Source organism: Blattabacterium cuenoti (assembly GCF_014252455.1).
In the GTDB taxonomy this organism is placed as follows: domain Bacteria; phylum Bacteroidota; class Bacteroidia; order Flavobacteriales; family Blattabacteriaceae; genus Blattabacterium; species Blattabacterium cuenoti_R.
In genome coordinates, this window is the sequence record NZ_CP060245.1 from 398,849 (window position 1) to 413,040 (window position 14,192).

The 14,192-nt window shown below is 21.1% G+C and carries 13 protein-coding genes and 1 other RNA gene; 3 read left to right on the top strand and 11 right to left on the bottom strand.

Features of this window, described 5'->3' with window-relative positions; translation table 11 throughout:
• From gpmI to rplM, 5 genes are read right to left on the bottom strand one after another with little or no spacing between them, the layout of a single operon-like run.
• Window positions 1–1,563 carry a 2,3-bisphosphoglycerate-independent phosphoglycerate mutase gene (gene gpmI / locus H0H56_RS01965; protein ID WP_185873679.1) on the bottom strand — a complete coding sequence of 521 codons (1,563 nt, stop codon included), beginning with the start codon at window positions 1,561–1,563 and terminating at the stop codon, window positions 1–3.
• Window positions 1,560–2,375, bottom strand: a complete 816-nt coding sequence (gene tsf / locus H0H56_RS01970; protein ID WP_185873680.1) for a translation elongation factor Ts — start codon at window positions 2,373–2,375, stop codon at window positions 1,560–1,562. The genes gpmI and tsf overlap by 4 nt, the downstream gene beginning before the upstream one ends.
• A 17-nt stretch (window positions 2,376–2,392) precedes the next feature.
• Window positions 2,393–3,079, bottom strand: coding sequence for a 30S ribosomal protein S2 (gene rpsB, locus H0H56_RS01975; RefSeq protein WP_185873681.1), 687 nt, complete (start codon window positions 3,077–3,079; stop codon window positions 2,393–2,395).
• Window positions 3,080–3,104: 25 nt separating this feature from the next.
• The gene (gene rpsI, locus H0H56_RS01980) at window positions 3,105–3,482 is read right to left on the bottom strand and encodes a 30S ribosomal protein S9 (protein ID WP_394798892.1); all 378 of its coding nucleotides are present in this window, start codon (window positions 3,480–3,482) and stop codon (window positions 3,105–3,107) included.
• Window position 3,483: 1 nt separating this feature from the next.
• A complete protein-coding gene (rplM, locus tag H0H56_RS01985) occupies window positions 3,484–3,927 on the bottom strand; it encodes a 50S ribosomal protein L13 (protein WP_185873682.1) in 444 nt (147 codons plus the stop codon).
• Between the two features lie 179 nt (window positions 3,928–4,106).
• On the opposite strand from rplM, the gene dnaK reads away from it, so the two are divergent.
• A complete protein-coding gene (dnaK, locus tag H0H56_RS01990; protein WP_185873683.1) occupies window positions 4,107–6,017 on the top strand; it encodes a molecular chaperone DnaK in 1,911 nt (636 codons plus the stop codon).
• Here the strand turns inward: dnaK and H0H56_RS01995 are convergent.
• Genes H0H56_RS01995 through rsfS form a run of 4 tightly spaced genes read right to left on the bottom strand, consistent with a single transcriptional unit; the run spans window position 6,010 to window position 9,759 of the window.
• Window positions 6,010–6,666, bottom strand: a complete 657-nt coding sequence (locus H0H56_RS01995; protein ID WP_185873684.1) for a phosphatidylserine decarboxylase family protein — start codon at window positions 6,664–6,666, stop codon at window positions 6,010–6,012. The two genes, dnaK and H0H56_RS01995, sit on opposite strands and share 8 nt — an antisense overlap.
• 5 nt (window positions 6,667–6,671) lie before the next feature.
• Window positions 6,672–7,508, bottom strand: a complete 837-nt coding sequence (locus tag H0H56_RS02000) for a phosphatidate cytidylyltransferase (protein WP_185873685.1) — start codon at window positions 7,506–7,508, stop codon at window positions 6,672–6,674.
• Window positions 7,502–9,400 carry an ATP-dependent zinc metalloprotease FtsH gene (gene ftsH, locus H0H56_RS02005; protein WP_185873686.1) on the bottom strand — a complete coding sequence of 633 codons (1,899 nt, stop codon included), beginning with the start codon at window positions 9,398–9,400 and terminating at the stop codon, window positions 7,502–7,504. Before ftsH ends, H0H56_RS02000 begins: the two co-directional genes overlap by 7 nt.
• Window positions 9,401–9,441: 41 nt before the next feature.
• Window positions 9,442–9,759: a ribosome silencing factor gene (rsfS, locus tag H0H56_RS02010; protein WP_185873687.1), complete on the bottom strand. Its 318-nt coding sequence runs from the start codon at window positions 9,757–9,759 to the stop codon at window positions 9,442–9,444.
• Window positions 9,760–9,853: 94 nt separating this feature from the next.
• On the opposite strand from rsfS, the gene H0H56_RS02015 reads away from it, so the two are divergent.
• Window positions 9,854–10,615, top strand: a complete 762-nt coding sequence (locus H0H56_RS02015) for a biotin--[acetyl-CoA-carboxylase] ligase (RefSeq protein WP_185873688.1) — start codon at window positions 9,854–9,856, stop codon at window positions 10,613–10,615.
• A gap of 9 nt (window positions 10,616–10,624) precedes the next feature.
• Here H0H56_RS02015 and yidC read toward each other — a convergent pair whose 3' ends face one another.
• Together yidC and H0H56_RS02025 are read right to left on the bottom strand one after the other, a co-directional pair.
• Entirely contained in the window at window positions 10,625–12,352 is a 1,728-nt protein-coding gene (yidC, locus tag H0H56_RS02020; protein ID WP_185873689.1) for a membrane protein insertase YidC, read from the bottom strand.
• Window positions 12,349–13,983: a CTP synthase gene (locus H0H56_RS02025; protein ID WP_185873690.1), complete on the bottom strand. Its 1,635-nt coding sequence runs from the start codon at window positions 13,981–13,983 to the stop codon at window positions 12,349–12,351. The genes yidC and H0H56_RS02025 overlap by 4 nt, the downstream gene beginning before the upstream one ends.
• 66 nt (window positions 13,984–14,049) lie before the next feature.
• Between H0H56_RS02025 and ffs the strand changes: the two genes are divergently transcribed.
• An RNA gene (gene ffs / locus H0H56_RS02030) (signal recognition particle sRNA small type) lies at window positions 14,050–14,150 on the top strand.
• The last annotated feature ends 42 nt before the right edge of the window (window positions 14,151–14,192 follow it).

The following is a 14,192-nucleotide window of genomic DNA, read 5'->3' on the forward strand; positions in this document are numbered from 1 at the left end:
TTATAAAAAAATATTTTTTTTAATTATAGATCTCCCATTCATAATAGAAGGTTTTTTTAAATTTAATAATTGAAGTATTGTAGGAGCAACATCTGATAAAATAGCTTTTTTTCTTAAAAAATTTTTTTTATTATAAATAGAATCTATTAAAATAAATGGAACTAAAGCATTACTATGATTAGTATTAGGACTTCCATCCATATTAATCATATAATCAGCATTTCCATGATCACCAACTATTATTATTGAATAATCATTTCTAATAGCTTCTTCAGAACAAATTTTTACACATTTATCCACAAATTCACAAGCTTGTATTGTTTTTCCCATTTTTCCTGTATGCCCTACCATATCCGGATTAGCAAAATTTAAACAAATAAAATTAGTTTTTTTTCTTCTTAATTCAGGAACAATTTTATCTACAATTTTTTTTGCACTCATTTTAGGTTGTAAATCATAAGTAGACACTTTAGGAGAATCACATAATATTCTTATTTCTCCATCAAAAGGCTTTTCACGTCCACCTGAAAAAAAAAAAGTAACATGTGGATATTTTTCTGTTTCAGCAATACGAATTTGTTTTTTTCCTTCTGATTCTAAAATTTCACCTAAAGTATGAATAAGATTTTTTTTTTTAAAAATTACATAAACATTTTTATATTTATCATTATAACAAGTCATAGTAATATAATACAAATTTAATTTTTGTATTTTTTTATAAAAAAAATTTTTTTTATTTAAATTATTTGTTAATAATTCTGTAATTTGTCTCATACGATCCGAACGAAAATTAAAAGACAGAACCACATCTCCTTTTTTTATCCTAGTAATAGGTTTACCTAATAAATCAGTAATTATCACTGGAGATAAAAATTCATCTGTTTTTCCTTTTTTATAAGAAAAATTTAAATATTCTAAAATATTTTTCACATATATTCCTTTTGAAGTAACCATAGCATCATACGCTTTTTTTGTCCTATCCCATCTATTATCTCTATCCATTGAATAATATCTTCCAATAACTGATGCTAATTTTCCTACATTATTTTTCATTACCATTAATAATTTTTTTATAAAAAATAAACCTTTTGTTGGGGATGTATCTCTTCCATCTGTAAAAGCATGTATAAATATTTTTTTTATATTTTTTCTATGAGCTATTTTTATTAAATAAAAAAGATGATTGATATGAGAATGAATGCCTCCATCAGATAATAATCCAATTAAATGAAGTTGTTTTTTTGAATAAAGAATATAATCAAAAATAAAATTAATTTTTTCTTTTAAAGAATTCATTTTTATTGAAAAATTAATTTTTTCTAAATTTTGAATAATTTTTCTTCCAGATCCTAAATTCATATGTCCTATTTCTGAATTTCCCATTTGTCCTTTTGGTAACCCAACAGATAATCCAGAAGCTGATAATTTACTCCATGGATAAATTTTATAACAATAATCTATAAATGGAGTATGAGCTTTTTCTATAGCAGAAACAGAAGAAAATATTAAATTATTTTTAGATAATCCCCATCCATCCAATATTATTAATATTAATTTTTTCATATTCTTTTTCTTATAAAAAAATTAATTTTTATATTTTTATCACTTTTTTTAAGATATTCTTTAATAGTAATTTTATTATTTTTTATAAATTTTTGATTTAATAAAGTATTCTCTGATATAAATTTTTTTAATTTACCTGAAACTATTTTTTCTTTTTTATCATATGGAAGTTTTTCTATTTTAATTTGTTTATGAATAATTTCAATTTCTTGTTTTATTAAATCATTTGGAATTTTATCTTTATCTATAGTAATAGGATTCATAGCTGTAATATGCATTGCTATATTTTTTGCTATATTGTTATTAACATTTTTATTAAATCCTATTAAAGTTGCTATTTTATTATTATGATGAGTATAATTCATGACAAATAATGATTCTATTCTTTCAAAAATTTTTAATTCTAATTTTTCACCAATAATTCCCATTTTTTCAAAAATAAGATCTTGAATACTTTGTTTTTTGTATAAACTAGATAAAAATTCTTTTTTATTTTTAAATAATAAAGAATGTTTAGATAAAAAATTTAAAAATTTTAAAAAAATTCTACTTTTAGAAAGAAAATCAGTTTCACAACTTAATCCAATAATAGTACCAATAGTATGATCCATTGTTATTGATGATATAACTCCTCCTTCTTTAGTTTCAATAAATGAACGATTTAAAGCTATTTTTTCCCCTTTTGTTTTTAACCAAAAAATAGCTTTATCAAAATTTTCATTTGTTTTTATAAGAGCAATTTTACAATCCATAAACCCAATACCAGTTATTTTTCTAAGTTTTTTAATTTTATCTACTAAAGAACTTTTCATAATAATATTTTAATTTCTTATACTTTTTTATTATTTGTTTGTTTTATAGTATTTATTATAAATTCTAAAATAATATTAATAGATTTAGAAGAATCATCATTAGATGGAATGGGATATTCTATCCCATGTGGATTTGTATTAGTATCTATTATTGCAAAAATTGGAATATTTAATTTTTTTGCTTCAGATAAAGCTATTTTTTCTTTATAAGGATCAATTAAAAAAATACCTCCAGGTAAATGATTCATAGTAGATATACTTCCTAAATTTTTATATAATTTCATATATAATTTATTAATAGATAAACGTTCTTTTTTTGATAATGTATCAAATGTTCCATTCTTTTTCATTTTTTCTATATTATTCATTTTTTTAACAGATTTACGAATAGTAGTAAAATTAGTTAAAAGTCCACCTAACCATCTTTCTGTTACACAAGGCATATTAATTTTTTTTGCATATAAACAAACTTTTTCTTTAGCTTGTTCTTTTGTTCCTACAAATAAAACTTTTTTTCCTATAGAAATTATTTTTTTTAAACCTATACAAGCTTCTTTTAATTTTATTATAGTTTTTGATAAATCTATAATATGAATCCCAGATTTTTTCATAAAAATAAAAGGTCGCATATTTGGATTCCATTTTCGAGTTAAATGTCCAAAATGGACTCCAGCTTTCAATAAATCTTGAATATTAATATCCATTTTTTTTGATAATTTTATTTATTTTTTAACGTTTTGAAAACTGAAATTTTTTTCTTGCTTTTTTTTGTCCAAATTTCTTTCTTTCTACTTCTCTAGAATCTCTAGTTAATAATCCTTTAGATTTTAATACATTTCTATTTTTTATATCTAATTTACAAAGAGCTCTAGTTATCGCTAATCGAATAGCTTCTGCTTGACCATTAAATCCACCTCCACAAACTTTAATAAAAATATCAAATTTATTATTATTTATTATTTGAAATGGATATAATATTTTTATATTAATATTTTTTATAAAATATTTTTTATAATCTTTAGAATTAATAATAATTTTTCCATTCCCATATGTTAAATATATACGAGCTAATGATCTTTTTCTTCTTCCTATAGTATGAATAATCATTTTAATTTTTTATTAAAAAAGGTTTTTGAGCTTTATGGTTATGTTTCTCTTTTTGATAAATATGAAGATTTTTAATTATTTTTTGACTTAACCTATTTTTAGGTAACATACCTTTTACAGATTTATATAATAATTTATTAGGATTTTTTTTAAAAAGATCTTTAATAGAAATAATTTTTTGTCCACCAGGATACCCTGTATAATAAATATATTTTTTTTGCATCCATTTTTTTCCAGATAATTTAATTTTTGTAGAATTAATTACTATTACATAATCACCACAATCTATATTTGGAGAAAAATAGGATTTATGTTTCCCTCTTATTATTAAAGATATTTTAGACGCTAATCTTCCAAGATATTGATTATTAGCATCAATAATAACCCATTTTTTATTATAATTTATTTTATTTTTTGAATTAGTTTTAAAACTTAAAAAATCCATTTTTTTATAAAATTTTAATATATAAAAATATGAAAATTTTTAAAATTATAAGATATAAATATGTCTTTTTGTCATATTAATAATAAAATTTTTTTAGTTTAAATTTGCCATATTTATTAAAAATTTTATTATGGCATAATGATTGAACATGAATATATAAAAAAAATGTATTAAAAAACATGAGTAAAATTATAGGAATAGATTTAGGAACTACAAATTCTTGTGTTTCAGTTATGGAAATAAATGATCCTATTGTTATCCCTAATTCAGAAGGAAAAAGAACTACTCCATCTATAGTCGCTTTTATCGATGGAGGAGAAAGAAAAATAGGAGATCCAGCAAAAAGACAAGCAGTAACTAATCCACAAAAAACTATTTTTTCTATAAAACGTTTTATGGGAAGAAATTTTTCTGAAATTTCAGAAGAAATCAAAAATTTTCCATATAAAATAATTAAAGGAAATAATAATACTCCTAGAGTAAGTATTGATAATAGATTATATGCACCTCAAGAAATATCTGCTATGATTCTTCAAAAAATGAAAAAAACAGCAGAAGATTATTTAGGTAAAATAATTAATAAAGCAGTTATTACTGTTCCTGCATATTTTAATGATGCACAAAGACAAGCTACTAAAGAAGCGGGAGAAATAGCTGGACTAAAAGTAGAAAGAATTATTAATGAACCTACTGCAGCAGCATTAGCATATGGATTAGATAAATCTCATCAAAATAAAAAAATTGTAGTTTATGACTTGGGTGGAGGAACTTTTGATGTTTCTATTTTAGAATTAGGAGATGGTGTTTTTGAAGTACTTTCCACTAATGGTGATACTCATTTAGGTGGAGATGATTTTGATCAAATCATTATTAATTATTTAGCTAATGAATTTAAATATCAAGAAAAAATTGATCTAAGAAAAGATCCTATGGCATTACAACGTTTAAAGGAAGCTTCTGAAAAAGCAAAAATAGAATTATCATCTTCTAAACAAACAGAAATTAATTTACCATATATCACCGCTACAGATTCTGGTCCAAAACATTTAGTTATAAAATTAACTCGTTCTAAATTTGAACAATTATCTGAAAATTTAATTCGTCGTTCTATTAATCCTTGTAATAAAGCATTAAAATCTGCAAATTTAACTATTAAAGATATAGATGAAATTATTTTAGTTGGAGGGTCTACACGTATTCCAAAAGTTCAAGAAGAAGTAAAAACCTTTTTTCAAAAACAACCATCTAAAAATGTAAATCCAGATGAAGTAGTCGCTATAGGTGCTGCTATACAAGGAGGAGTTTTAAGTGGAGATGTTCAAGATGTTTTATTATTAGATGTTACTCCTTTATCTTTAGGAATTGAAACTTTAGGTAGCGTTTTTACTAAATTAATAGAATCTAATACTACTATTCCTACCAAAAAATCAGAAATTTTTTCTACAGCAGCAGATAATCAATCCGCTGTAACTATTAGAGTAGGTCAAGGAGAAAGACCAATGTTTAATGATAATAAAGAAATAGGGAGATTTGATTTAGTAGATATTCCTCCAGCTCCAAGAGGAACACCTCAAATAGAAGTTATTTTTGATATTGATGCTAATGGAATATTAAATGTTTCAGCTAAAGATAAGGGAACAAATAAAGAACAATCTATTCGAATTGAAACTTCATCAGGATTAAATCAAGATGAAGTATCTAGAATGAAAAGAGAAGCAGAAGAAAATGCTAAAAAAGATGAAAAAATTAAAGGTAAAATAGATAAATTAAATATGGCTGATAATCAAATTTTTCAAACTGAAAAACAATTAAAAGATTATGGAGAAAAATTATCAGAAAATAATAAAAAAAATATTGAATCTTTATTAGAAGAATTAAAAAAAGCTTATAATAAAAAAGATATTAATAATATAGATACTTGTATGAATAAATTAAATCAAGCATGGACACAAGCATCACAAGATATTTATTCTGATAAAAATAAAACGACTAATACAACAAAAAATAATAAAACTAATAATCCAGAAAATAAAAAAAATAATAAAGGAACTGAAAACGTGCAAGACGTTGAATACGAAGAAGTTAAGTAACTTCAGCTATAATTGTTTTTCCCCCAAAAACATAATCACCTTTTTGAATCAATAGAATAGATTTTAAAGGAAGATAAAGATCTATTCTAGATCCAAATTTAATAAAACCAAATTCTTTACCTTTTATAGCAAAAGAATTTTTTTTAGCATAAATTTTAATACGACGGGCTAAAAAACCTGCTATTTGTCTCAATAAAAAATTTTTTTTTGTATTTTTTTCTTCTATAACAAGAGTTGTTCTTTCATTATATATTGAAGATTTATCATTCCATGCTAAAAAATGTTTACCTGGATAATATTTTACATAAATAATTTTTCCAGATATAGGAAATCTATTTACATGGACATTTAATGGAGACATAAAAATAGAAATACAAATACAATCATGATGTAAAAATTCATTTTCAAAAAGTTTTTTAATTTTAACAATTTTTCCATCAGCAGGTGAAAGTATTTCTTTATTATTTTTATTATTAATAATTATTTTTGGATTTCTAAAAAAAAATAAAAAAAAACAATAAAATATAATTAAACAACAAGAAATTATTAATATAATTAATTTAGAAAATAAAAAAATAGAAAATAAAATTATTATTAAAAATAAAATTAAAAAATATAATAAAAAAGAATATCCTTCTTTATGAATCATATTAATTATTTAATGATAATAGTAGTCTCTATTATAGTAGCTATAATCGGAATAACAAATATAAAACTATCTAATCTATCTAAAAACCCACCATGGCCAGGAAACAATATTCCTGAATTTTTCACATTACAAAATCTTTTAATAGTTGATTCTACAAGATCTCCTATTGTAGAAAAAATTGGAATAATAACAGAAAATATTAACCAATATTTATCTATCCATATTTTATACAAAAAAATACCAAATATAAAACTAAAAAAAAATCCTCCTATAATACCTTCTATTGATTTTTTAGGAGATATAGATACAGAAATTTTTCTTTTTCCCCATTTTTTTCCTATTAAATAGGATAAAGTATCATTAATCCATATAAGTATAAAAGTCCCTAATATTAATTCTTTACCTTTATTATATTTTGTATACATATAAGAAGCTAAATAAAAAGGAATTATGATATAAACTAATCCAACAATTAAATTACTAATTTGTATATATTTTTCTTTATTAGAATATTTTATAGAAAATAATTGAATAGTAAAAAATATAATAAAATAAGGAATAAAACATATTATATATAAATATAAACCTTTTGACATAAAAATATCTAAAATAATTGAAAATAATAAAATAAAGGAAGATAATTTAATTAATAAAATATTTGTTTTTAAAATTATTAAAAATTCAATAAAACATAAAATAGACAGAAACATCATAATAACTCTAAAAAATTTTTCTCCTTTTTCAATAGAAAAAAGAATTAAAAAAACATAAATTAATCCATAAAAAAATCTGATTAAAAATTCTTTTTTATTTTTTTTGTATTTTTTTATATTATTTAACATGAAAATGATCTTTCTCCAAAGATATTTTTTAAATCTTCTCTAAAAAGAACTTCTTTTTCCAATAATTTATTAGCCAATAAAGATAATTTTTTTTCATTATTTTTTAATATATTTTTAGCTCTTTTATATTGTTCATTAATAATTTTAGAAATTTCTTCATCAATAATTTGAGCAGTTTTTTCACTATAAGGTTTAGAAAAAGTAAATTCATTTTGTCCTGTGGAATCATAATAAGAAATATTTCCTATTTTTTCATTTAAACCAAAAATTACTACCATAGATTGTGCTTGTTTCGTTACTTTTTCTAAATCATTTAAAGCTCCAGTAGAAATACTATTAAAAATAATTTCTTCTGCTGATCTTCCAGCTAATAAAGCACATATTTCATCTTTCATTTGTTCTGGAGTAGTTAGTTGTCTTTCTTCAGGAAGATACCACGCTGATCCTAAAGATTTTCCTCTAGGAACAATGGTTACTTTAACTAAAGGAGCTGCATGTTCTAATAACCAACTAATCATCGCATGTCCAGCTTCATGATAAGCTATTCTTTTTTTTTCATTTGGTTTAATAATTTTATTTTTCTTTTCCAATCCTCCTATAATACGATCTATCGCATCTAAAAAATCTTTATTTTCTATTTGAGATCTATTTTTTCTAGCAGCAATCAATGCTGATTCATTACAAATATTAGCAATATCCGCTCCACTAAATCCTGGTGTTTGTCTTGCTAAAAAATCAATATCTACTTTTTTAGATAATATTAATTTTTTTAAATGTACTTGAAATATTTCTTTTCTTTCATTTAATTCAGGTGGATCTACTAATATAGTACGATCAAAACGTCCAGGACGAAGTAATGCTTTATCTAAAATATCGGATCTATTAGTTGCTGCTAAAACAATAACATTAGTATGAGTCCCAAAACCATCCATTTCTGTCAATAATTGATTTAAAGTATTTTCTCTTTCATCATTAGATCCAGCGATACTACTTTTTCCTCTAGCTCTTCCTATAGCATCTATTTCATCTATAAAAATTATACATGGTGATTTATCTTTAGCTTTTTCAAATAAATCTCTTACTCTAGAAGCTCCAACTCCTACAAACATTTCTACAAAATCAGAACCAGATAAAGAAAAAAATGGAACTTTTGCTTCTCCTGCTACAGCTTTTGCTAATAAAGTTTTTCCAGTACCGGGGGCTCCTATTAAAAGTGCTCCTTTTGGGATTTTACCCCCTAATTTAGTATATTTTTTAGGACTTTTTAAAAATTCTACAATTTCTTGAACTTCTTCTTTAGCTCCTTCTAAACCAGCAACATCTTTAAATGTTATTTTTATATTATCACTTTCATCAAATAATCTAGCTCTAGATTTTCCAATATTAAATATTTGTCCACCAGGTCCACCACCAGTAGCACCTATTTTTCGGAAAATAAAAACCCAAAAAATAATTAATAATATTAAAAATATTCCATAATCAAAAAAAAATTTAGTAATAGTATATTCTTGTTGATTTTTAAAATCAATAATAGTATTTAAATGATATTTTTTTTTATATTCTTCAAATTTTCTTTGAAAAAATTGTAAATCTCCTATTTCAAATTCATATTGAAAAGAATTTGTCATAATTTTTTTTCTATTTATAAATGGATTTATTCTATCTGTATATGATAAATTTTCTTTTTTTAAATAAACTAAAACTAATTCTCTATGTTTTATGATTATTTTTTTAACATCTCCTTTTATAAAAATTTTAAAAAAATAATCTTGATTTATTTTTTTAGGATTATAAAAAGAAGATTTTAAAAAAAATATACCTAAAAATATGGCTAATATTACAGCATATATCCAAAAAAAGTTATTTTTACTTTTGACTTTTTTATTTATCATAAATTTTCTTCATTTATTTTAATATAAATCAAGTTTATTTATTAATTTTTTTTCCAAAGATTTTCTATATTATAATGTAATCTAATTTTTGTTTGAAAAATATGTACAACTATAGAAATATAATCTATTAAAATCCATTCTCCATTTTTTATTCCTTCTATGTGCCAAGGTGTTTGATTTAATGTTTTAATTGTAGTTTTTTCTATAGATTGAAATATAGCATAAACTTGATTTTGAGATTTTCCTTCACAAATAATAAAATAATCACAAATAAAATTATTCCTATTTTTTAAATCTAAAATAGATATATTTTGACCTTTTACAATTTTAATTCCTTCTATAATTTTTTTTAATAACAAAACTTATATATTTTATATAAAATTTATAGTTATTTTTTTTAACAAAAATAAAATTTTCACTGTAAAAAAAAGTAATTTTTTTAAATTAAAAAATTTGAAAAAATTTATTTGGCCAATATATCTAATTTTATTAAAAAAAGTTGATTCTACTAATCAATATGCAAAAAAAAATATTATAAAATATAAAAAAAATTGGACTATTATTTTGTCTTTCAATCAAAAGAATGGAAAAGGTTTTAGAAATAATTATTGGATTACAGAAAAAGGAAAAAATTTAACTTTTAGTATTATTTTACAATCATTAATACTCCCTATACATAAAGGATATATAATTAATGTTATTATTAGTAATGCTATTCATAAAATTTTATTAAATTATAATAAAAATTTTTGGATAAAATGGCCAAATGATATTTTTTTTAAAAAAAAAAAAATAGGAGGAATATTAATAGAAAATAATATTTTTTATAAAAAAATACATACTTTTATTATTGGAATTGGATTAAATGTAAATCAAACTGATTTTGATAATAAAATTAATGCATCTTCTTTAAAAAAAATTTTAAAAAAACAATTTAATTTAAAAAAATTATTGAATAAAATAATTTTTTCAATTCAAAAAGAATATATTTTTTTTAAAAATTACGGTGAAATTTTTATTAGAAATTATTATATTAATAATCTTTATTTAAAAGATAAAATATCTTTTTTTTATATTTATTCTTCTAATTATAAAAAAAAAATTATAAGTGGAATTATTAGAAATATAACAAAAACAGGAAATATAGTTATTGAACTTTATAATAATAAAAAAATATCTTTTTTTTCTCAAAAAGAAATAAAATTAATTATATAAAATAAAAAATTATTTTTTTTTATTTTTTTGAATTATATTAAAAATTTTTTTCTCATTCAAAATATATTTTTTAATAATAAAAATTAAACTAATATTAATAATATTAGATATTAAATAATAAAGAGATAAAGCAGAAGCATAACTATTTATAAATAATAACATCATTATAGGCATCAAATATAATAAAAAATTCATATTTGGCATATTATTTTTATTATAATCATTATTTTTATCATTGTTATTATTTATTTTGGTATATAATAAAAGAGCTAAAGAATATAATAAAGTTAATAAACTAACATGATTACCATAAAATGGTATAGTAAATGGTATTTTATAAATAGAATCATATGATGTTAAATCATCTACCCATAAAAATGATTTTCCTCTCAAATTAATTAAAGTTGGAAAAAATTTAAATAATGAATAAAAAATAGGAATTTGAAAAATAGTAGATAGACATCCAGACATAGGATTAATTCCTACTTTTTTATATAATTTCATTATTTCCCTTTGTTTTTTTAAAGGATCTGAATTTTTCAATTTATTATTTAATTCGTCTAATTCTGGACGAATTAATTTCATCATCGCATTTAATTTATATTGTTTATAAGTTATTGGAGATAATATTAATTTAACTACAATAGTCATTAAAATAATAATAATTCCATAATTTAAATTAGTTTTTTCTAAAAACTGAAAAATTAATAAAAAAAAATATTTATTAATCCATTTTAAAAAACCCCATCCAAACGGAATAATATTTTCTAAATTTCTATTATAATTTTTTATTAAATTAAAATTTAATGGACCAAAATAAAATTGAAAAGGAATATTTAATTCTTCATTTTTTTTAATTTTTAAATTAACTTTAGATTGTATTTTTTTTAAAAAATTTCCTGATGAAAAATTTTCAGAAAAAATATAAAAATCTTGAAAAGATTTATCCATCATAAAAATAGATGCAAAAAATTGTTGTTTATAAGCTATCCAATTTACATTAGATAAATATTTTTTTTCATTCTTTTTTTCAGATAAATAATCTATTTTAGAATGTATATTATGAATATTCTTTTTATAAGAAACGTATCCTTGAGTGTAAGAATTTTCCCAATCTCTATCTTTCTCTAAAGAAAATATTTTTTGTTCTAAAAAAATTGATACTTTTTCATTTTTTGGATAAAAATCAATAGTCCTTACAATAAAACGAATATTATATTCATTTTCTTTTAAAGAATATAAATATTCTATATATCCTTTTCCATATGGATTATTTGCTCTTAAAATTAAGATGTTTTTTTTAAAAAAAACTGGATAAAAATATAAAAAATTAGTATTAATAAATTCATTCTTTTTTAAAGAATTTTTTTTTTTATAAAAAATCATTTTATATAAAAAACTAGAATTTTTAATTAAAAAAAGATTCTTATTATGTAATGAATCAATATTATTATAAGCTTTATATTTTTTTAAAAAAACTTCATCAATCCCACCACCTAAATTAGAAATTTTAAATTTTAAAACTTTATTTTCTAAAATAAAATTATTTTTTATTTTATTATCATAAATTGTTTTTTCCTTTTCATATAAATTAACATCATTATATAATGATGTTATTCCTTTTTGTTCTTTTTCTATTAAAAATTCTCTATCTAAAAAAAATGTAAAAAAAATTACAATACATAATATTATTATTAATCCTATTATATAATTGTAATCTAAATTTTTATTTTTCATATATAATGATAATTATTATAATTATTATTATAATTTTTAGAAATTTGTACAAAATAAGTAAATATAGGATGAGGATTATTTACTGTACTTGTATATTCTGGATGATATTGTACTCCTAAAAAAAAAATATGATTATATAATTCAACAGCTTCTACTAATCCTGTTTCAGGATTAATACCTACAGGTTTCATTCCTGCATTAGAAAAAACATTTATATAAGCATTATTAAATTCATATCTATGTCTATGTCTTTCAAAAATTACTTTTTTTTTACCATAAATATCAAAAATTTTAGATCCTTCTAATAAAGAACATTTCCAATTTCCTAAACGCATAGTTCCTCCTTTTTTTAACATATTTTTTTGATCTTCCATTAAACTAATAACTGGACATGAAGTCTCTGGATTAGTTTCATGACTTTCAGCTTTTTTCATATTTAAAACATTTCTAGCAAATTCTATAATTGCTATTTGCATTCCTAAACATATTCCTAAAAAAGGAATTTGATTTTCTCTTGCATATTTCGCTACAAGTATTTTTCCTTCTATTCCTCTGGTTCCAAATCCAGGTGCTATCAAAATACCAGAAATTCCATTAAAATAATCTTTAATATTTGTTTTTTTAATTATTCCAGAATATATCCATTTAATATTAATAAAAATTTCTTTTTCTGTTCCTGCATGAATTAAAGCTTCTGTTATAGATTTATAAGAATCATGTAATGATACATATTTTCCTACTAAAGCTATAGTAATTTCATATTTAGGATTTTTATATTTTTTGATAAAAATTTTCCAATTTTTTAAATTTGGATGAATTAAAGAAGATAAATTTAAATTATTTAAAACTTCTTTATCAAAATTTTGTTTATGTAATAAACATGGAATATTATATATAATATTAGTATTAATAGATTCTATTACATTTTTTAATTGAACATTACAAAATAATGCTAATTTTTTACGAATATTTTTTGTTATATGTTTTTCTGTTCTACAAACTAAAATATCAGCTTTAATACCATTTTCCATTAATTTTCTAATAGAATGTTGAGTCGGTTTAGTTTTTATTTCCCCTGTAGATTTTATATAAGGTAATAACGTTAAATGAATAACTATTCCATTAAATTTTCCTAATTCCCATTTTAATTGACGTACTGATTCAATATATGGAAGACTTTCTATATCTCCAACAGTTCCACCTATTTCAATAATAATTATATCATAATTATTAATTGTTTCTAAAATTTTTATACGTCTTTTAATTTCATTGGTTATATGAGGTATTACTTGCACTGTTTTTCCTAAATAAAGTCCTTTTCTTTCATTGTCAATAACAGTTTTATATATTAATCCAGAAGTAATATTATTTTCTTTTGTAGTAGATTGATTTAAAAAACGTTCATAATGTCCTAAATCTAAATCTGTTTCAACTCCATCTTTAGTAACAAAACATTCTCCATGCTCATATGGATTTAATGTTCCTGAATCAATATTAAAATAAGGATCTAATTTTTGAATTGTTACTTTATATCCTCTATTTTTTAATAACATCCCTAATGAAGAAGAAATAATTCCTTTTCCTAAAGAAGAAGTAACACCTCCTGTAACAAAAACATATTTTGTTTCCATAAATGAGGAATAATTTTTTTAAAAAAAGGAATAATTTATAATTTTTTTTTATATTTGACAAACTTGGAGCAAGTACTATACAATCTGCTCCCTATAAACCCCTCCAGGGTGGGAACGCAGCAAAGGTAATTAGGTTGTAGCGATGTGATATAGTTCGCTTGCTCCATAATAAATCCTTCCTAAAAAAATCAATACAAAAAAAGTTAAAA